Source organism: Catellatospora vulcania (assembly GCF_009720385.1).
Lineage (GTDB): Bacteria > Actinomycetota > Actinomycetes > Mycobacteriales > Micromonosporaceae > Catellatospora > Catellatospora vulcania.
In genome coordinates, this window is record NZ_ML769310.1 from 94,726 (window position 1) to 113,807 (window position 19,082).

The 19,082-nt window shown below is 71.7% G+C and carries 20 protein-coding genes; 9 read left to right on the forward strand and 11 right to left on the reverse strand.

Annotated features, from left to right (window positions below; all coding sequences use genetic code 11):
* Nucleotides 1-4: 4 nt before the first annotated feature.
* Nucleotides 5-1,270 carry an AAA family ATPase gene (locus F6W97_RS18150; RefSeq protein ID WP_155371545.1) on the forward strand — a complete coding sequence of 422 codons (1,266 nt, stop codon included), beginning with the start codon at nucleotides 5-7 and terminating at the stop codon, nucleotides 1,268-1,270.
* A 75-nt stretch (nucleotides 1,271-1,345) separates the two neighbouring features.
* Complete coding sequence (locus F6W97_RS18155; protein WP_155371546.1) at nucleotides 1,346-2,287, forward strand: hypothetical protein; 942 nt, start codon at nucleotides 1,346-1,348, stop codon at nucleotides 2,285-2,287.
* A gap of 20 nt (nucleotides 2,288-2,307) precedes the next feature.
* Here F6W97_RS18155 and F6W97_RS18160 read toward each other — a convergent pair whose 3' ends face one another.
* Nucleotides 2,308-2,718 (reverse strand): nuclear transport factor 2 family protein, encoded by a 411-nt coding sequence (locus tag F6W97_RS18160; RefSeq protein WP_155371547.1) that lies wholly within the window; start codon nucleotides 2,716-2,718, stop codon nucleotides 2,308-2,310.
* Nucleotides 2,719-2,798: 80 nt separating this feature from the next.
* Between F6W97_RS18160 and F6W97_RS18165 the strand changes: the two genes are divergently transcribed.
* The 4 genes from F6W97_RS18165 to F6W97_RS18180 all read left to right on the forward strand — a co-directional run bounded on the left by F6W97_RS18165 (nucleotide 2,799) and on the right by F6W97_RS18180 (nucleotide 5,674).
* Nucleotides 2,799-3,359: a TetR/AcrR family transcriptional regulator gene (locus F6W97_RS18165; protein WP_230686781.1), complete on the forward strand. Its 561-nt coding sequence runs from the start codon at nucleotides 2,799-2,801 to the stop codon at nucleotides 3,357-3,359.
* Between the two features lie 125 nt (nucleotides 3,360-3,484).
* Nucleotides 3,485-4,699, forward strand: coding sequence for a hypothetical protein (locus tag F6W97_RS18170; protein WP_155371548.1), 1,215 nt, complete (start codon nucleotides 3,485-3,487; stop codon nucleotides 4,697-4,699).
* Nucleotides 4,696-5,169, forward strand: a complete 474-nt coding sequence (locus tag F6W97_RS18175; RefSeq protein ID WP_155371549.1) for an NUDIX domain-containing protein — start codon at nucleotides 4,696-4,698, stop codon at nucleotides 5,167-5,169. Before F6W97_RS18170 ends, F6W97_RS18175 begins: the two co-directional genes overlap by 4 nt.
* A gap of 22 nt (nucleotides 5,170-5,191) precedes the next feature.
* Complete coding sequence (locus tag F6W97_RS18180) at nucleotides 5,192-5,674, forward strand: hypothetical protein (RefSeq protein ID WP_155371550.1); 483 nt, start codon at nucleotides 5,192-5,194, stop codon at nucleotides 5,672-5,674.
* Nucleotides 5,675-5,681: 7 nt separating this feature from the next.
* Here the strand turns inward: F6W97_RS18180 and F6W97_RS18185 are convergent, their stop codons facing one another.
* The 5 genes from F6W97_RS18185 to alr all read right to left on the reverse strand — a co-directional run bounded on the left by F6W97_RS18185 (nucleotide 5,682) and on the right by alr (nucleotide 10,498).
* Nucleotides 5,682-6,998, reverse strand: coding sequence for a hemolysin family protein (locus F6W97_RS18185; protein WP_155371551.1), 1,317 nt, complete (start codon nucleotides 6,996-6,998; stop codon nucleotides 5,682-5,684).
* A gap of 137 nt (nucleotides 6,999-7,135) precedes the next feature.
* Nucleotides 7,136-7,393 carry a hypothetical protein gene (locus tag F6W97_RS18190; RefSeq protein WP_155371552.1) on the reverse strand — a complete coding sequence of 86 codons (258 nt, stop codon included), beginning with the start codon at nucleotides 7,391-7,393 and terminating at the stop codon, nucleotides 7,136-7,138.
* A gap of 78 nt (nucleotides 7,394-7,471) precedes the next feature.
* Entirely contained in the window at nucleotides 7,472-8,122 is a 651-nt protein-coding gene (locus F6W97_RS18195) for an HAD family hydrolase (RefSeq protein WP_155371553.1), read from the reverse strand.
* Nucleotides 8,123-8,318: 196 nt separating this feature from the next.
* Nucleotides 8,319-9,320, reverse strand: coding sequence for a D-alanine--D-alanine ligase family protein (locus tag F6W97_RS18200; RefSeq protein ID WP_155371554.1), 1,002 nt, complete (start codon nucleotides 9,318-9,320; stop codon nucleotides 8,319-8,321).
* On the reverse strand, nucleotides 9,317-10,498 hold the full coding sequence (alr, locus tag F6W97_RS18205) for an alanine racemase (protein ID WP_230686782.1): 1,182 nt from the start codon (nucleotides 10,496-10,498) through the stop codon (nucleotides 9,317-9,319). The genes F6W97_RS18200 and alr overlap by 4 nt, the downstream gene beginning before the upstream one ends.
* A gap of 110 nt (nucleotides 10,499-10,608) precedes the next feature.
* On the opposite strand from alr, the gene F6W97_RS18210 reads away from it, so the two are divergent.
* Nucleotides 10,609-11,265: a response regulator transcription factor gene (locus F6W97_RS18210; RefSeq protein ID WP_155371555.1), complete on the forward strand. Its 657-nt coding sequence runs from the start codon at nucleotides 10,609-10,611 to the stop codon at nucleotides 11,263-11,265.
* Entirely contained in the window at nucleotides 11,265-12,473 is a 1,209-nt protein-coding gene (locus F6W97_RS18215; protein WP_155371556.1) for a sensor histidine kinase, read from the forward strand. Before F6W97_RS18210 ends, F6W97_RS18215 begins: the two co-directional genes overlap by 1 nt.
* A 78-nt stretch (nucleotides 12,474-12,551) precedes the next feature.
* Here F6W97_RS18215 and F6W97_RS18220 read toward each other — a convergent pair whose 3' ends face one another.
* Both F6W97_RS18220 and F6W97_RS18225 read right to left on the reverse strand, forming a co-directional pair.
* Nucleotides 12,552-12,956, reverse strand: a complete 405-nt coding sequence (locus F6W97_RS18220) for a hypothetical protein (RefSeq protein ID WP_155371557.1) — start codon at nucleotides 12,954-12,956, stop codon at nucleotides 12,552-12,554.
* Between the two features lie 194 nt (nucleotides 12,957-13,150).
* Complete coding sequence (locus F6W97_RS18225; protein WP_155371558.1) at nucleotides 13,151-13,879, reverse strand: SDR family oxidoreductase; 729 nt, start codon at nucleotides 13,877-13,879, stop codon at nucleotides 13,151-13,153.
* Between the two features lie 196 nt (nucleotides 13,880-14,075).
* On the opposite strand from F6W97_RS18225, the gene F6W97_RS18230 reads away from it, so the two are divergent.
* Complete coding sequence (locus F6W97_RS18230) at nucleotides 14,076-14,774, forward strand: hypothetical protein (RefSeq protein ID WP_155371559.1); 699 nt, start codon at nucleotides 14,076-14,078, stop codon at nucleotides 14,772-14,774.
* A gap of 141 nt (nucleotides 14,775-14,915) precedes the next feature.
* Here the strand turns inward: F6W97_RS18230 and F6W97_RS18235 are convergent, their stop codons facing one another.
* The 3 genes from F6W97_RS18235 to F6W97_RS18245 all read right to left on the reverse strand — a co-directional run bounded on the left by F6W97_RS18235 (nucleotide 14,916) and on the right by F6W97_RS18245 (nucleotide 19,001).
* On the reverse strand, nucleotides 14,916-16,262 hold the full coding sequence (locus tag F6W97_RS18235) for an extracellular catalytic domain type 1 short-chain-length polyhydroxyalkanoate depolymerase (protein ID WP_155371560.1): 1,347 nt from the start codon (nucleotides 16,260-16,262) through the stop codon (nucleotides 14,916-14,918).
* A 231-nt stretch (nucleotides 16,263-16,493) separates the two neighbouring features.
* Nucleotides 16,494-17,573, reverse strand: a complete 1,080-nt coding sequence (cydB, locus tag F6W97_RS18240) for a cytochrome d ubiquinol oxidase subunit II (protein ID WP_155371561.1) — start codon at nucleotides 17,571-17,573, stop codon at nucleotides 16,494-16,496.
* Between the two features lie 9 nt (nucleotides 17,574-17,582).
* Nucleotides 17,583-19,001: a cytochrome ubiquinol oxidase subunit I gene (locus F6W97_RS18245; RefSeq protein WP_155371562.1), complete on the reverse strand. Its 1,419-nt coding sequence runs from the start codon at nucleotides 18,999-19,001 to the stop codon at nucleotides 17,583-17,585.
* Between the last annotated feature and the right edge of the window lie 81 nt (nucleotides 19,002-19,082).

Consider the following 19,082-nt stretch of genomic DNA (forward strand, 5'->3'; position numbering starts at 1 on the left):
CGCCATGAGCTCCTCGCTGATCGAAAGTCTGCTCGCGGCCGTAGCTGCCCGTCCCGACGACCTGCCGCTGCGGCTGCACGTAGCCGAGCTGCTGGTATCCGCGGACCGGCCCGCGGAGGCGATCGGCCAGCTCGCGGCGGTGCTGGCCCAGCAGCCTCAGCACGAGCAGGCGCAGGCGCTGATGGCCCGCGCGCTCGGCGGACCGGCGCCCGCCGCCGCCCAGCCCGAGGCCGTGCGGTCCGAGGACGTGCAGCCCCAGGGCGCGCCGCCGGCCGCCCCGCGTGCCGATCTGGACTGGCTGGCGATGGAGGCGCAGTTCGCCGACTCGGTGCCGCTGCGCTTCGCGCCCGCCGACGACGAGCCCGAGGCCGTGAAGGGCGAGGGGGACCGGGTCTTCGACGTCGAGAGCAGCGACGTGCGCCTGGCCGACGTCGGCGGCATGGCCGACGTGAAGAAGCGCCTGGAGCTGGCGTTCCTCGCGCCGATGAAGAACCAGAAGCTGCGCGAGCTGTACGGCAAGAGCCTACGCGGCGGCCTGCTGCTCTACGGCCCGCCCGGCTGCGGCAAGACGTTCCTGGCCCGCGCGGTCGCCGGGGAGATGGGCGCGAAGTTCACCACGATCTCGCTGGTCGACGTGCTGAACATGTGGATCGGCGAGTCCGAGCGCAACCTGCACGAGATCTTCGAGACGGCCCGCCGCAACGCCCCGTGCGTGATCTTCCTCGACGAGGTCGACGCGCTCGGGCACAAGCGCAGCCAGATGAAGTCCTCGGCGATGCGCACGCTGGGCAACCAGCTGCTGGCCGAACTCGACGGCATGGAGGGCGCCAACGAGGGAGTGTTCGTGCTCGCCGCGACCAACGCCCCGTGGGACGTCGACCCGGCGCTGCGCCGCCCCGGCCGGCTGGACCGCACCGTGCTGGTCGCGCCGCCGGACGCCGCCGCCCGGCGCTCGATCATCGAGTACCACCTGCGGCAGCGGCCCATCGCGGGCATCGACCTGAAGAAGCTCGCCGCCTCGACGGAGCAGTTCTCCGGCGCGGACCTGGCGCACCTGTGCGAGACCGCCACCGAGTACGCCATGCACGACTCCATCACCAGCGGCGACCTGCGGATGATCGAGCAGCGCGACTTCGAGGCCGCGCTGCGCGAGGTGCGCCCGTCCACCGGTCCGTGGTTCACCACCGCCCGCAACGTGGCGATGTTCGCCAACGAGGGCGGCGCGTACGACGAACTGGTCAGCTACCTGAAGAAGCAGAAACTGCTCTGACCCCCACCGCCTGGCCCATCACCGCTACTGTCTGCGTGATCATCTTCATGACGGGGGCGTCGCTGCATGGTTCGGTTGTGGTGGATCGTCGCCGTTGTGCCGGTCGCCGGGATCTTCTGCATCGGATTGCGCGGTATCGAGCTGTACGTGCCAGAGGACTGGATCGTGGCGAAGACGGTCCTCAAGCTGGCGGGCTGCGGGCTTCTCGGTGCCGCGTGTACCTACCTGCGGGTGTGGGCGGAGTGGACGGCGGCTCGGTCCGGCGATCCGCAGCGGCGGGCAGGCGCGGTCCGGCCGGATTTCCGCCTGCGGCGGCCGTACTGGCGATACGTCCTGCTGGCGTCGGCACTCCCGATGTTCATCGTGAGCGTTTTCATCGTGCACCGGCTCGTTCCCGCCGACTGGGGTTGGTTCTGGACGGATCTGCTGGAGCTGGCGCTGGCCGTGCTGACTGTGGGCGGGGCTGTGCTGGCCCTGAAACGGTCCGGGCCGCCGGTTCGTCCGCCGGCTCCTGCCACGCAGACCGCACCCGCGAGGCCGACGGGCGCCGCCCCGCGCCCATCGGACGGATCACGCCACGTCCCGTCGCCCCGGTTCGGCGCGATGTTGGTGTGGCACGCAGGTGGCAGGCAGTGTGCGGTCCGCACCTCCGCGCGACTGCGCAGACAACTGCTGCACCTGCACCTCAGCTCGGTGCACAGCCTGCGGATCGTCGACTTCGTGCCGGCGGTCGGCGCGCGGGTCAGCGTCGCCCTGGGCGGCGAGGACAGCCTGGTGACGATCATGTCAGTCGGTGGCGACCCGCTCGTCGTGACGATGACGCCGGGCGGCCTGGCCGTCGCGCCGGTCACGCGCACGGACGACGGCATGGCGGTGTTCCCGCCGGAGTCGGCCATCAGTGTCGAGGCCGCGATCGACGTTCTCGACCGCTACTTCATCACCGGTGAACTCCCCGCCCGGAGTGTCCGGGCGTGCGAAAGGCCGATCAGGTCGGACGCGAGCGGATCGCGGTCCTGAGCTGTGGGCGGGGCGGACGGTCAGGCCCCCGCGAGGGCGGCGGCGATCGCAACGGTGTGCTGGTATTCCCGCCACCCGCAGATACGGCCGTCCCGGGTGTGCAGCACGCCGATGAACGGTGCCGACGCCTTCGCGCCGGTGGTGGTGACGGTGCCGCCGAGTTCGTACTCGACGACGATGACGTCCGGGTCGGCGGTCTCGTGGGCGGCGGTGACCAGGCACCGGTCGAACCGCACCGGCAGCGCGGCCCGCCCGGCCTGGGCGAACGCGACGAACGCGGCCCGGCCCTCGATGCGGTTCGGGTGGCCGGGCGCGGCGAACGGCATCTCCACCACGAGGTCCTCGGTGAACAGGTCCGGGTCGAGGGTGGGCTGGTCGGACAGGAACCACTGCTGCCGCAGCCGGGCGAACGCTTCGCGGGGCGTGGACATGGGACACCTCCAGCTAAGATGAGCGGCGACTCGACTTCGCACGATAATGAGTGGTGACTCACTTTTCAAGGGGAGGGCCGTTGCCGGCCGAGGACAAGCCGCTGCGCGCGGACGCGCTGCGCAACCGCAACCGCATCCTGGAGGCCGCCGAGCAGGTGTTCTCCGAGCGCGGACCGGCCGCGTCGACCGAGGAGGTCGCCAACCGGGCCGGGGTCGCCATCGGCACCGTCTTCCGGCACTTCCCGACCAAAGGCGACCTGCTCCGCGAGATCATGAAGAACCTGCTGGCGCGGCTGGTGTCCGAGGTGGAGACGCTGCGGCGTGACAGTCCGCCCGGAGCGGCCCTGTTCGACTTCTTCACCGCCCTGGTCGCCCAGGCCGCCCGCCAGAAGACCGTGCTCGACCTGCTCGCCCAGGCGGGTACGGAGCTGAGCATCCCCGACGCGGTGGGCATGCTGGAGCGCTCCGTGGACGGGCTGCTGCACGCCGCGCAGGAGGCCGGCACGGTCCGCCCCGACGTACGCCTGCCCGAGGTGATGGCGCTGCTCAGCGCCGTGTGCCAGGGCGCGGTGTCCGGCGGCTGGGACGAGCGGCTCCAGACCCGCACGCTCGCGGTGGTTTTCGCCGGCTTGGCTCACTGACCGGGCCTGCGCCGACCTCACCGGCTGGCGGGGCTCCGTTATGGTTCGTTCGGCCGATGATCGGCAAGACGCGGGGGCGGACGATGGCGAGTCGGTGGTGGACACGGTACGGGCATGCTGTTCGGTTGACTGCGCCGGTGGTGACGTCTCTGCTGTTCATCGCGGTCTTCTATTGGCTGGTGCCCAAGGACGGCAACGTTGCGCGCGGTGCTCTTCTGGGTGCGTTCCTGGCGGTTCTGCTCCGGGTGCAGGCCGCTTCCGCAGACCGATCGGCAGCGCCGAAAACGTCAGGCCAGGCTGCCGAAAGCGAGGGCCAGGAAAGTGCCAGCCCGCCGCCGGGCGGGGCGGCGCCGATGGTCAGGACCGTCGTCGGGGAGCTGCGGACCAGTCGCTCCTTCTGGCTGCTGCTGGCGATCCTGCTGCTGACGGTGCTCGCGGCGGTCGCACCTCGGACGTGGTACGACGTGACCTGGCTGTCCGTGGCACGGCACGTGGTCGTGGGCGCGAGCCTCGTGGGATGGTGTTGGGTCCTGGTCAGGTTGGGCCGCAAGCCGGCCGCTGCCGAGCCGGAGTTCAAGTCCGCTGCTGACAGAAGGCTCCACCTTTGGCGGCAGGTCTGGCCGTTCGGCCTGGTGGTGTCAGTGCCCATCGGTTACGGCCTGGGCATCCTGGTCATTCGCGCGCTGTTCCCGGTCTGGCCGAGTGGTGGCGGGCCACGGGCGATCACGCTGGTGCTCTGGACGGCGGCGTTTGCGCTGGTCTTCTGGCGCGTCATCCGCCGGCTCGAACGCGATGCGCCGCCGCGATCGGCTGTGGCGTCCGCCTGGACGCCCGCGCCGCGGTCCACGGTCGGTCCGGAGCAAGCGGATCGCATGGCACAGCGGGCGAAGATCATGCGTGCGCCGCCGACGGCACCGCACGTCGACCGGGCGGTGTCGCGGCGGGCGGCCCCGGTGGACCGGGACGGCGGCGGGCTCCTGACGTGGGACAGCGGCACCAAACGCCGGGTGGTGCATACCTCGGCGCAGCTGCACGCCGAGGTGTTGCGGCTGCACCTGAGCACGGTCACGCTGCCCAGACACGCCGACTTCACACCCGAGTCCGGTATGACGGTGCGGATCCGTCTCGGCGAGGAGCGCAGCGTGCTGGTGACCGATCCGGACGACCTCCGGCGGCAGTCGGTGGTGACGATGGACGGGCTGCAGACGTTCTGGGTGGCCTTCGCCGACACGCGGGTGCACGTTTACCCGCCCGAGGCCTACCTGCCGGTGGAACTCGCGATGGAGATCCTGCGCCGGTACTGCGCGACCGGCGCGCTGCCTGGTACGAAGACGGCGTGAGCATCCGGCGGGACTATCACCACGACCCTGCCGCGCCTGCGGCCACCCGCATCGTGCCCGGTGGGGTCGCGGTAATCGTCGACGGGCAGGGCCGGGTGCTGCTGCAGCGGCGGGCCGACTCGGGCAACTGGTCGCTGCCCGGTGGCACCATGGAGGTCGGCGAGACCCTCGAACAGTGCGTGGTGCGCGAGGTCCGCGAGGAGACCGGCCTCGACATCGAGATCACCGGCCTGGTCGGCGTCTACACCGACCCCGGGCACGTCATCGCGTACGGCGACGGCGAGGTCCGCCAGCAGTTCAGCCTCGTGTTCCGCGCCCGTGCCGTCGGCGGCGACCTGGCCCTCAGCGACGAGTCCACGGACCTGCGCTATGCCGACCCGGCCGAGTTCGACGCCATGCCGATCCACGAGTCGACCCGCCTGCGCCTGCGCCACCACCTCGATCACCGGCCGAACCCCTACCTGGGCTGAGACTGCACAAGGAGGCCGTGTCATGTCGGGTGGGGATGCGTTCGCCGGTGCGCTGACGGTGCTCGCGAGCTGCGCGGGTGTTCCCGTGCCGGAGGATCCGCACGACGAGCACGAGCGCTGGCCGGTGTACGAGCAGGCGATGAGCCGGCGGGAGTGCCACGGGCAGCTGATGGCCACCGTCGCTGCCGACCCGGACCCGGTCCTGGTGATGGCCGTGGTCGTGCAGATGCTCGGTGTCGATCGGAAGTCCCGAGGCGAGTGGGTGGCGTTGGCACGCGACGAGTCAGGGCGGGCATACGCGTCCCGCCGGGCCGCGGAACACGCGATCCTGGAAGCGCACGGCGACGTGCCCGGCCTCGACGCCGCGGTGATGGCGAGCTGGACCGACTGGTTGCAGCGGAACCTGTCCGAGGTCTCCAGGGCGCCCGAGGTACTGGATCTGCTGGCGCGCCACGGCCGGACGAAGCGCATCAGGCGGACGGCGTCGAACCGCCGCATCCGGTAGCGCGCGATCAGCCGGTACGCGGCTTCGGCGGGCACAGCGCGTCGCCGGCCGGGCCGCCGCAGGGCCGCAGCCTGATCTCGGTGATGGCATGCCGGTCCACTGACGTCACCTGGGCGGTCCACCCGTCGAGGTGCACGATCTCGCCGGTCCGGGTCGGCACGTGGCCCAGCATCGCGATGACCAGCCCCGCGATGGTGATGTAGTCGCCGCCGGGCCGCTCGTCCAGGTTCACCCCGATGTCGGGCAGGTCGTGGATCGGGAAGGTGCCGGGCAGCAGCATGTCGCCGTCGTCGCCCTGCTGCACCGCCAGCACGTCGCGGTCGGTCTCGTCGTAGATCTCGCCGACGACCTCCTCCAGCAGGTCCTCCAGCGTGACGATGCCGTCGACCGCCCCGTGCTCGTCGACGACAAGCGCGAACTGCTGGTGCTCGACCTTGAACCGGCGCAGCGCGTCGGCGGCGTGCAGGGAGTCGGGCAGCAGCAGGGCCGGTCGGGCGATGTCGGCCAGCCGGTCCGCGTCGTCGAGCAGCAGGTCGCGCAGGTGCACGACGCCGAGCGTGTCGTCGAGGTTGCGCCGCCGTACGACGGGGGCCCGGGAGAATCCGGAGCCCGCGAGTTCCTTGCGGGCGACCTCGACGGGCAGGTCGGCGTCGAGGGTGAACACGTTGCGGCGGGGGATCAGCACCTCGCGCAGGACCCGCTCGGTGATCTCCACGGCCCCGGCGATGATCAGCCGCTGCTCGGCGGTGAAACCGCGGTGCACGCTGACCATGTCGCGCACCTCGGCGGGCGTGATCTCGTCGCCGCGGTGCCGGTGCGGGTCGCCGCCCATGAGGCGTACGCCCAGGTCGGTGGCTTTGCTCAGCACCCACACGAAGGGCCGGGAGACGGTGGCGAGCACGGTCAGCGGGCGGCCGGCCAGGCGTGCCCACCGCTCGGCGTGCTGCATGGCGACGCGTTTGGGCGCGAGTTCGCCGAAGACCAGGGTGAGGAAGGTCAGCAGCAGGGTCACCACGATGACGGCGGCGGGCCGGGCCGCGCGGCCGAGGAAGCCCAGCGCGGGTTGCAGCACCTCGGCCAGTGCGATGGCGGCGGTCGCCGACGCCAGGAACCCGGCCAGGGTGATGCCGATCTGGATGGTGGCCAGGAACCGGTTCGGGTCCCGGGCCAGTGCCGCGGCGGCCGCGGCGCCGCCACCCTGCTGCCCCATCCGGCGCAGCTGGCCCTCACGCAGCGAGACCAGCGCCATCTCGCTGCCGGCGAACAGCGCGTTCAATACGATCAGTACGGCTACCAGAACGAGCTGAATCCAGTGGTCGCCCACCATTGATCACCTGGGGCCCGCCAGCAGATCCAGCCGGTACGCGCAGGCCGGGCGTCGGCCCGGCCCGGTATCACAGCCTTCCATTCGGTCAACGGTAGCAGCAGGTCACGGCCCTGGGGCCGGGTCTGCGGGACCGGTCAGCGGCCGCCGCGGGGCTGGTTGCCCTTCTTGAGGCGCATCACGCCGGACTGGCCCACCGACAGCTGGGTGCGGGTGGCCTTCTCCCGCGCCGCCATGGCGCGCTGGCGGGACTGCTCCTGCGCGTGCTCGGACGCCCAGGCGGCGTGCTCACCGGGCGCGTGGTCGTGCTCGGCGTGCGGCGTGCCTGGCTGGTCCTGCTCGACGCGCGGCTTGTCCGGGCGCGGGTGCCGGCGGGACTGGTTGTTCTTGGGCATCGCTCCTCCTCGACGGATCACCTCCACGCTAAGGAGCGCGGGCGGCGGGCCGCAGGCGGTTGGCGAATCAGCACCCGATCAGGCGGGGCGCAGCAGGTCGGGCAGGGCGTCCAGGCCGTCGACGATGACCGCGTGACGGGCCGCCTCGGGCTTCTCCGAGCCGAGGTAGCCCCACGGGCCGCGGCGGACCAGGACGGGCTTCATACCGGCGCGGGTGGAGGGCAGCACGTCGTTGTCGACCCGGTCGCCGACGTAGCAGATCGCCGCCGGGGCGAGGTCGGCCACTTCGGCGACCTTGGTGAAGAAGCTCGGGTGGGGCTTCTCGATGCCCCACTCGGCCGAGGTGTAGATCGCGTCCACGGGCAGGTCCATGCGCTCCAGCGCGGCCTTGGCCTGCGGCGGCTGGTTGCCCGCGATGATCACGGCGAGGCCGCGGCGGCGCAGCTCGGCGAAGGCCGGGCGCACGTCGGGGTAGAGGTCGGCGGAGTCGAAGTTCTCGCGCAGGCCGTCGGGGTCGTCGGCGGCCCAGGCGGCCATCTCGGCGTCCACGTCGAGGCCGGGGCGCAGCAGCGCGAACGCGTCGCCGTGCGGGCGGTCCATGGCGGCCATGCCGCCGAGCAGGCCGAGCATCGCGAAGCGGGGCACGCCGAGGCGGTCGGCCCAGCGGCTCCAGATGCGGGTCTCGTCGATCAGCGTCTCGCCCACATCGAACACCACTGCCTTGATCATCTGCCCAGGATATCGGGCGCGGGGGCGGATACCCCGCACGGGTGCGCCGCTGGTGCCGCCCGTCACCGGGCGTGGTGCGCCGGCCCGGAGACGTCGATCCGCCTAAGCCGCCAGGTTCGGGCGGCCGACGTCCCCGGGCCGGCGCGAGGTGTCCGCGGAGCCGGGCACTACCCCAGTGGCCCGGCCCCGCGGCGTCTCAGCGCCGCCCGGCCAGGGCGGTCAGCGAGCGGGCCGCCGTGGCGGCCGCGGTGTTCACGAGGGTGTCCAGCAGCTCCGGGTACGACATCCCGGCGGCCTGCCAGATGCGCGGGTACTGCGACGCGGCGGTGAACCCGGGGAACGTGTTGACCTCGTTCAGGACCGGCTCGCTGCCGTCGGCGGGCAGGAAGAAGTCGACGCGCAGCAGGCCGCGGCATTCGAGAGCGGCGAACGCCTGCAACGCCCGGCACTGCAGCAGCGCGGTCACCCACGGGTCGAGCCGCGCCGGGATGTCGAACACCACCTCGCCGGCGGTGTACTTGGCGTCGTAGTCGAAGAAGTCGTGCCCACCGGCCACCCGGATCTCCAGCGGCGGCCCGGCCTGCAGCGTGCCGTCCGGGTGCTCCAGCACCGCCACGTCGACCTCGCGCCCGGCCACCCCGGCCTCGACGAGGACCTTGCCGTCGCAGGCGCGGGCGGCGGCCAGCGCCGCGGGCAGCTGCGCCCAGTCGTCGACCCGGGTGACGCCGATGCTGGACCCGGCGCGGGCCGGCTTGACGAAGACGGGCAGGCCCAGGCGCTCGCGGTCGGCGGGGGACACGTCGTCCTGGCCGGGGCGCAGCACGACGCCGTCGGCCACCCGCAGCCCGTCGGCGGCCAGGATCTTCTTGGTGAACTCCTTGTCCATGCCGGTGGCGCTGGCCAGCACACCGCTGCCGACGTACGGCACCCCGGCCAGCTCCAGCAGCGACTGCACGGTGCCGTCCTCGCCGTAGGGGCCATGCAGCGCGGGGAAGACCACGTCGGCGCGGCCGAGCGTGCGCAGCGCGTCGCCCATGCTCACCGGGATGCCGTCGACGTGCCAGGCCCCGTCGCGGCCGATGACCACCTCGGTGACGTCGTACCGGACCCGGTCCAGGTGGGCCAGGATGCTGCGGGCCGACTTGCACGACACGTCGTGCTCCCCACTCCGCCCCCCGTAGATCACAGCAAGCTTCATCGAACGCTTCCTTCCGTGGTGCAGGAAGGAAGGGCACCTTCACATCGGACGTCCGTGTAGAAGGTGCCCTTCCCATCGTGGCGGCGGGGCACGCGGGTGCCGATGCCGGTGAGGATCTCGTGGGGGTTGGTCGACGCCCAGGTGGCCCACTCGGCGGCGGTGGGTTCGCCGCAGTCGCCGGGGCCGAGGACGGTCACCGGGTCGCCGATGCGTACGTCCAGCTCGCCGGCGTCGACGATGCACTGGTCCATGGCGACGCGGCCGATGATCGGCAATCGCCGCCCCCCGAGCAGGACCTGTGCGCGGCCGTCGACGCCGCGCGGGATGCCGTCGGCGAACCCGAGCGGGATCAGGGCCAGGGTGGTGGGCCGGGCCGTGACGTGGGTGTGCTGGTAGGAGACCCCGGTGCCGGCGGGCACCCGCTTAACCATGATCACCTGGGTACGCAGGGTGAGCGCCGGACGCAGCCCGAAGGCGCGACCGGGCACCGGCTCGACCCCGTACACCGCGATGCCGGCCCGGACCAGGTCGAAGTGGGTCCTCGGGGCGGTGAACACGGCGGCCGAGTTGGCCAGGTGCAGCAGCTCCGGGTCCAGCCCGGCGTCGCGGGCATACGTCACCGCCTCGGCGAACGCCGCCGTCTGCGCGGTGACGCCGTACGGCGAGGAGTCGGCGGTGGCCAGGTGCGACCACACGCCGCGCACGGCGAGCACGCCCTCCCGCTCGTACTTGCGGGCCCAGGCGACCAGCTCCGGCCAGCCGTCGGCGGTCGCGCCGTGCCGCGACATGCCGGTATCGATCTTGAGGTGGACCTGGGCGGTGCGGCCCGTGCCGCGGGCTGCGGCGGCGACCGCGTCGAGCAGCTCCGGGGCGGCCACGGACACGTCGACGTCGGCGGCGGCCAGCGCCGCGAAGTCGGTGCCGGGGCCGTGCAGCCAGCTCAGCACCGGCGCGGTCAGGCCCGCGGTGCGCAGTTCGAGCGCCTCGGTGGCGCTGGTGACCCCGAGCCAGGTCGCGCCGCCGGACAGCGCGGCGCGGGCCACCGGCACCGCGCCGTGGCCGAACCCGTCCGCCTTCACCACGGCCATCACCGCGGCGGTCGTGGCCCCGGCGATCCGTTCGACGTTGCCCGCGACGGCCGCGAGGTCGACTACCGCCTCAGCCAGCTCTCCAGTCACGCTCGGTAGCCAACAGCAGGGCGTGTGAGGGTGCCGAGAGGGATTTCACTAACGCTGCGCTAACAACGCCCGTGCATACTTGGCGGTCGGTCGATCGCGGAGGTGGCGGGGTGCGGGTCCTGGTCGTGGAGGACGAGGAACTGATGGCCGAGGCCGTCGCCGAGGGGCTGCGGCAGGAGGCTTTCGCCGTCGACGTCGCCTACGACGGGGCGGCCGCGCTGGAGAAGCTCGCGGTCAACGCGTACGACGTCATGATCTTGGATCGGGATCTGCCGCGGGTGCACGGGGACGAGGTGTGCCGGCAGGTCGTGGCGCAGGGCCTGGACGTGCGGGTGCTGATGCTCACCGTGTCGGTGACGGTGGCCGAGCGGGTCGCCGGGCTCAGCCTCGGTGCCGACGACTACCTGGCCAAGCCGTTCGCGTTCGCCGAGCTGGTGGCCCGGGTGCGCGCGCTGGGCCGCCGCGCCCGCCCGGCCACGCCGCCGGTGCTGGAGCGGGCCGGCATCCGGCTCGACCCGCACCACCGCGAGACGTACCGCGACGGGCGTTATGTGAGCCTGTCCCGTCGCGAGTTCGCGGTGCTCGAGGAGCTGCTGCGGGCCGAGGGGGCGGTGGTGTCGGCGGAGACGCTGCTGGAGAAGGTCTGGGACGAGCACATGGACCCGTTCACCACCATCGTCCGGGTCACCATCAGCGGCCTGCGCCGCAAGCTGGGCGAGCCGCAGCCGATCGAGACGGTCACCGCCGTCGGCTACCGGATCCGCTGATGGGCGAGTGGCGCGGCAACCTGCGGGTACGCCTGACCGTCGTGTTCAGCCTCGTGTTCGCCCTCGCGGGCGGGTCGGTGCTGGCGGGCATGTTGATCATGGTCGACAACGCCATGGCGTACAGCCTGGGCATCATCTTCGCCGACAAGTACTCCGGTTTCGGGCCCGGCGGCTTCCCGAACACCGAGCAGGCGATCAGCTCGCTGGACGCGTCCAAGCAGACGATCATGGATTCGATGCAGTCCAACCTGCTGTTCAAGGGCGGCCTGACGCTGCTGGCGATGTGGGTCGTGGCCACCGCGGCGGGCTGGTTCGTCGCCGGGCGGCTGCTGCGGCCGCTCAGCATGATCACCGCGACCGCGCACCGGATCGCCGGGCGCACCCTGCACAAGCGCATCGACCTGGACGCACCGCCCGGCGAGGTGAAGAGCCTCGCGGACTCCTTCGACAGCATGCTAGACCGCCTCGACGAGGCCTTCGCCGGACAGGGCCGGTTCATCGCCAACGCGGCCCACGAGCTGAAGACCCCGATCGCGCTGAACCGCACCCTGGTCGAGGTCGCCATGAGCCGCCCGGACAGCCCGCCGCAGGTGCACCAGCTCGGGGAGAACCTGCTCGCGGTCAACCAGCGCCACGAGCGGCTCATCGACGCCCTGCTGACGCTTGCCCGCGCCGAGGACGCGGTGACCGAGCGCCGCCTGGTCGACGTGGCCGAGCTGGCGACCATCGCCGCGGACACGACCGAGGCCCTGGCCGGGCGGCTGACCGTGCAGATCGGCCGCGACCTGGCCCCCGCGCCGGTGACGGGCGACCCGATCCTGCTGGAGCAGATGATCCGCAACCTGATCGACAACGCGACCCGCTACAACGTAGAGGGCGGCTGGGTGCGGGTGCAGACGATCGCCCGGCCCCGCCACGCCGAGATCGTGGTGAGCAACACCGGCGCGGTCATCTCGTCGTACGAGGTGCCGACGCTGTTCGAGCCGTTCCGGCGGCTCACCGACCGGGTCGGCTCGTCGCGCGGCAGCGGCCTCGGCCTGTCCATCGTGCGCGCGGTCGCCCAGGCCCACCGCGGCGACGCCGTCGCCGTGCCCCGCCCCGGCGGCGGCCTGGTCGTCCGCGTGATCCTGCCCCGCTCCGCCCACCCCCTCGCCGAACCGGTCATCGTCGCCCCCGCCCTCCCCGACCCCCCGCCCCCTCCGTGTTGATCATGAAATTATGGCACGGGTCGACGGTGTGTCGTGGGCCTAACCTCATGATCAACGCGGGCTTCGGCGTCCTGCCGGTCAGACCAGGCCGAGGCCGAGGGTCAGGGTGCCGGCGGCCAGGGAGGCTCCGCCGAGCGGGACGAGCCAGATGAGCTTGTTCGGCTTGGTGTCGGTCGGTCGGACGACGGACAGGAAGAAGCCGAGCGACATGACGATCGGCGGGGCCACCAGCAGTGCGCGGACCAGGGTCTGCGTACCCGCGCTGTAGCCGGTCTGGTCGAGGTAGGGCAGGGCGACCAGGGCGAAGATCACGAGTACGCCCGCGTGCGCGTGCCCCGCGGTCCAGAGCGCCCGCCGGACCGGGTTGTCGAGGTAGCCGGGGATGCGCTTGACGATGCTCATCAGCAGCGACAGCCCGCCGAACACGATGGTCGACACGGTGATGAGCAGGATCCCTGCGGTGAAAACGGTGGCGGCGGACATGGCGGCCCTCTCTGGATAACGGATAGCATCACTATCCGCCAAGCCGCCGAACCGGTCAATGGCCTTCCGTCCCCGGGCCGGGGGAGGGTCGGTCAAGATCGTTCGACTGCCGGGCGCCTTTGCGCATCTTGAGGCGGCATTCGCCCAGGTGCCAGGAAAGTCGAACGATCGCGGGCGCGGTGCGCGGGGAAGGGTCAGCGGCCGCCGGAGACCTTGAGGGTCGCGCCGGTGGTGTAGGAGGCTTCGTCGCTGAGCAGCCAGGCGATGGCGTTCGCGACTTCTTCGGGCTGCCCGGAGCGGCCCAGCGGGGCGGCCGGGCCGAGCCGGTCCGCGCGGCCGGGCTCGCCGCTGCCGGCGTGGAATCCGGTGTGGATGACGCCGGGGGAGACCGTGTTGACCCGGATCCCGGCCGGGCCGAGTTCCTTGGACAGGCCCACGGTCAGCGTCTCGACGGCCGCCTTCGACGCGGCGTAGTGCACGTACTCGCCGGGGCTGCCCAGGTTCGCGGCGACCGAGGAGACGTTCACGATCGCGCTGCCGGGTCCCATCCGGCGGGCCGCCTCCTGGGCGCACAGGATCGCGCCGATGACGTTGACCTCGACCACCCGGCGCAGGTCGGCTTCGGACAGCTCGGTGAACGGCCCGATGGCGCTGCTCACCGCGGCGTTGTTGACCAGTCCGGTGGGTGTGCCGAGCTCGGCCTGCGTACGGTCGAACAGCTCGCGCACCTGCGTGCCGTCGGACACGTCGACGCGCGCCGCGACCGCCCGCCGTCCCGCCGCAGCCACTTTCGCGACGACCTCCGCCGCCGCATCGGCGTCGCCGCGGTAGCCGACGACGACGTCATGGCCCGCCGCGGCGAGCTTTACGCAGGTGGCAGCGCCTATGCCGCGGCTGCCGCCGGTCACGATGATGATCCCCATCGCTCCATTAGAGCAACCGTGCAACGAGCGTGACAGGCCGTGACACTGTCACCGCCGACACACCCGGTGCGCGCGGCGGGCCGGTGCTGCGAAGATGTCCCCACTTTCCGCATGGTGTCAGTGCCGATGTTGTCGGTGGGCTCTGATAGAACATGCGTATCAAACATGTGTTCGGCGAGGGTGTGGGAGCGCGGTTATGGCGGGACTGTCGACTCAGGAGTTGACGCAGATCCAGGAGACGCTTGCGTCCGGCAAGCGACCCAGGGTCATGTTCACCGAGGCGGCCGGCCAGATCGCGGGCCAGCTGGGACAGGTCGTGCAGCTCGACGACCCGGCCACCCACGATGAATGGATCATGGTGAAGTTCGGTAGCGACGTGCTGCCGTTCGCCCCAGGCGACCTCACCATCCCGCCCAAGGGTGCGACCGGTCGCAAGCCGGTGCCCGAGCCGGTTCCGGAGCCTGTCGCCCCGCCCGAGCCCGAGTTTATGATCATCCGTGAGAAGCCTGGCCGTCAGGAGCGACCCGTGTCCGTTAATCCCGAGGTGTCCGAACAGGAGACGCCGTCCGCCGTCGCGCCCGCCCCGCGCAAGCCCGCCGCGAAGGGCCCCAAGGTCAAGCCGCCGGCGGGGCTGACCGTGACGCTGGCCTACACCGAGGGCGAGTGGACGGTCGGGGCGGTCCAGGGCACCAAGGCGCTCGCCAAGCCCTACATCATCAAGGCGCAGGAGGCGCTGAAGATGGTGTCGATGCTGGACGTGCCGGGTGTGCAGGAGGCCGTGGAGCAGATCCTGGGCGCGGAGCGGGCCGAGGCCGAGGCGCACGCGCTCAAGCTGCGGGCCGAGCTGGCCGAGTTAGAGGCCAAGCTGGCCGAGTTGGGCGCGGCAGGCGCCTGAGACAGCACGGAAGCGGGGTGGCCGTTCGCGCGGCCGCCCCGCTTCTTGCTGCGCAGCGCCGGGTCCGTGGGCATCCCGGTCTCCGGCACGCCACGACCCGGCGCTCAGCGCCGGTGGCCTCCGGCGGCCGTCACGGGGGCGTCACAGGGCCGTGCAGGACACCGTGGTGCCGGTCGGCGCACCGTTGGCCTGGAAGCCGAACTCCGTGTACGCGCCCGCGGCCAGCTTGCCGTTGTAACCCAGGTTGCTCACCTGGACCGTGCCGGTGGCCCCGGTGAACTGCCCGTTCCAGCCGTTGACGAGGGTCGTCCCGGACGGCAGGGCCAGCGCGACCCGCCAGCCGTTGACCCCGCCGCTGCCCGCGGTGACCCGCACGGCGGCGACGAACCCGCCGGTCCACGCGTTGCTCACGGTGAACGCCGCGGTGCAGCCGCCGGGTGCCGGGGGCGAGCCGCTCGGCGACGGTGACGCACTCGGCGAGGGTGAGGCGCTCGGCGACGGCGGCCGGGACGGCGAGGGCGACACCGACGGCGACGCGCTGGGCGACGTGGACGGTCCCGCCGACGGGCTGGCCGTGGTGTTCAGGCCGAAGAAGGCGACCGCAGCCCCGTACTGCACGGGCAGGTTGTGCGGGGTGTTGGCCATGCTGACCGCCTCGACCAGCACCTGGCCGGAGCCGTTGGCGTAGCGGGTGCGGGTCCAGCCGGACTGCGGCGTGTCGGTCGAGGTCGGCGTCTGGCTCAGGCCGTGCACGTTGGTCCACTGCTCGATCGCCTCGCCGAAGTTGACGTACGACAGGACCTCGTCGTTGACGCCGTGCCACAGCTGCATCCGCGGCCGTGCCCCGGTGTAGCCGGGGTAGGCGTTGCGGACCAGGTCGCCCCACTGCTGCGGGGTCTTGACGACCTGCCCCTGGGCGCAGGCGCTGTGCCAGCTTTCCGTCCCGGCGAAGCAGCCGAAGGGCACCCCGGCGAAGGCCGAGCCGGCCCGGTACACGTCCGGGTACGCGCCGAGCAGGACATTGGTCATCATGCCGCCGGAGGAGACGCCGGTGACGTAGGTGCGGGCCGGGTCGGCGTTGTGGGTCTGCTGCGCATACTTCGTCATCGACACGATGCTCAGCGAGTCGCCGCCGCCGTTGTGGGTGAGCGTGGCCGCCGACGCCACGTCGAAGCAGCCGTCGCTGCGGGTCACCGACGGGTAGACCACGATGAAGCCGTACTGGTCGGCGAGCCGGGCGTAGTCGGAGCCGTTGTACATGGCGGGGCCGTCGCCGTGGCACCAGTGCACCGCGACCAGCAGAGCCGGGCGGGGCGCGACGGTGTTCGGGACGTAGAGGAACATGCGCAGGCTGCCGGGGTTCGCGCCGAAGCCGGTGACCTCGGTGAGGGTCGCGGCGGCGGCGGGGGAGGCCACGGTGAGGACCACCGCGGCGATGAGCGGGACGACGGCGAGCCACAGGGCGTGCAGGGCTCTGCGTGGGGTCATGGAGTTTGCTCCTTGCCGAGGAGAGACGCAGGTCCCGGCCGCGGAGGCCGCGGAGCGGGAGATGCGCGGGTGCGCTGCCGCCACGCGGGCTCGGCCCGGTGCGCCCTCGGCAGTCGGATCAGGCCGCCCACCCGGGTGGACGGTCGTTGCTCCCGATCCGCGAGTGTAGTGGTGGTGGTGAATGCGTGTCAGTGCCGCGTCGGCGAGCGGTAGCGCGGCAGCGCCGAGCGGCTATCCGGCGGCGGCCCGGCTGCCGGGCGGGCTGCCGGGCGCGGGCATCTGTGCGGCTTCGTCGGGGATGTGATGGGTGCCGATGCGCTTGCGGAACACCCAGTAGGTCCAGCCCTGGTAGAGCAGCACGATCGGCGTGAAGACCAGGGCAACCCAGGTCATGATCTTCAGGGTGTACGGGGTGGACGACGCGTTGGCCACGGTCAGGCTGTTGGTGACCGGGTCGACCGTCGAGGGGAGCACGAACGGGTAGAGGTCGGCGAACAGCGACGCCACGGCCAGTGCGATCGCTGCGGCGGTGCCCGCGAACGCCCAGCCCTCGCGGCGGCCGTCGGGGTCGGTCCGGGACGGCAGCCGGTTCGCGACCAGGCCGCCGACCAGGCACAGCGCGGCGAGCACGGCCAGCACGACGGCGGCCGGGGTGGCGCGGCGCAGCAGGGTCACGCCGAGGAACAGCACCGCGGCGATCGCGGCGAACACGCCGAGGCGTTCGGCCAGCAGGTTGGCCCGGTGCCGGATGTCGCCGGTGGTCTTCAGCGCCACGAAGATCGCGCCGTGGGTCAGGAACAGGGCCAGGGTGGTCAGGCCGCCGAGCAGGGCGTACAGGTTGAGCAGGGTGAACAGGCTGCCGGTGTAGTTGTGCCCGGCGTCCAGCGGCACGCCGCGCACGATGTTGGCGAACGCGACGCCCCACAGGAACGCGGGCACGACGGAACCGAACACGATGCACCAGTCCCAGCGCCGCTTCCACGACGCCGCGGGGCGCTTCCCGCGGTACTCGAACGCGACCCCGCGCAGGATCAGCGCCAGCAGGATCAGCAGCAGCGGCAGGTAGAAGCCGGAGAACAGCGAGGCGTACCACTCGGGGAAGGCGGCGAACATCGCGCCGCCCGCGGTGAGCAGCCAGACCTCGTTGCCGTCCCAGACCGGCCCGATCGTATTGATCATCACGCGGCGTTCGCGCTCGTCGCGGCCCAGCACGGGCAGCAGGGCTCCCACGCCGAAGTCGAAGCCCTCCAGCACGAAGTAGCCGATGAACAGCAGCGCGATCAGCAGGAACCACAGCGTCGACAGCTCCACGGCGGCCTCCTAGTACGCGAACGCCAGCGGCCGGTCCTCGTCGGACTCGGTGGCCGGTGGCGGGGTGACGTCGGGCAGCCCGGCGCGGGCGTAGTGCAGCAGCAGGCCCACCTCGACGACGGCGAGCGCGCCGTAGAGCAGGGTGTACACGGCCAGCGAGGTGATCACGTCGCCGGAGGAGGCGGCGGGTGACGCCGCGATCGCGGTCTTCATCTGGCCGAACACGATCCAGGGCTGCCGGCCCATCTCGGTGAAGATCCAGCCGAAGGAGTTCGCGGCCAGCGGCAGCAGCGGCAGCGCGATCATGCCCCACATCAGCAGCCGGGTGCCGCGCCGCTCGGGCGCGGGGGAGCGGCCCTTGCGGATCGCCCACAGTGCCCACAGCGCGAACAGCGCCGCCAGCACCCCGAAGCCGATCATGAGGCGGAACGACCAGTAGGTCACCGGGATGTTGGGCGCGTAGTCGCCGGGCCCGAACCTGGCCGCGTACTCGGCCTGCAGGTCGTTGACGCCCTGGACCCGGCCGTCGAAGGTGCCGGTGGCCAGGAACGACAGCACCCGCGGCACGTCCAGCGACCAGACCGGCCGGCTGCCGTCGAGCGTGCCGATGGTGAACAGGGAGAACGGGGCGGGCTGCTCGGTGCCGTAGAGGGCCTCGGCGGCGGCCATCTTCATCGGCTGCACCTCGGTCATGATCTTGCCCTGGATGTCGCCGGTGATGAACAGCAGCGCCATCGCCACCAGCGTGGTCCAGGAGCCGAGCTTCACCGCGCTGCGGAACGCTGCGGTGTCGCGCCCGGGACGGCGTACCAGGTGCCACATGGCCACGGCGGCCATCAGCGCGCCCGCGGTCAGGAACGCGCCCGCGATCGTGTGCGGGATCGTGATCAGGGCGACCTTGTTGGTCAGCACGGCCCCGAAGTCGGTCAGCTCGGCCCGGCCGCGCTCAGGATTGATCTTGAAGCCGACCGGGTTCTGCATCCACGAGTTCGCGGCCAGGATGAACGCCGCGCTCAGCACCGTGCCGACCGCGACGATCCAGATGCAGGCCAGGTGGACCTTCTTGGGCAGCTTGTCCCAGCCGAAGATCCACAGGCCGAGGAACGTCGACTCCAGGAAGAACGCGAGCAGGGCCTCCATCGCCAGGGGCGCACCGAAGATGTCGCCGACGAAGCGGGAGTACTCGCTCCAGTTCATGCCGAACTGGAACTCCTGCACGATGCCGGTCACCACACCCATCGCGAAGTTGATCAGCAGCAGCTTGCCGTAGAACTTCGTCAGTTTCAGCCACTTCTCGTTCCCGGTCCGCGACCAGGCCGTCTGCAGTCCCGCGACGAGGAACGACAGGCCGATCGTGATCGGGACGAACAGGAAGTGGTACACGGTGGTGATGCCGAACTGCCAGCGGGCCAGGTCCGTCGCGTCCATCCCGGGGGCTCCCCACTTGCCGGATTCGATCCCTTTCGCCGACCATACGCACAGGTCGGCGGGCTGGTGGGCGACTTCGCG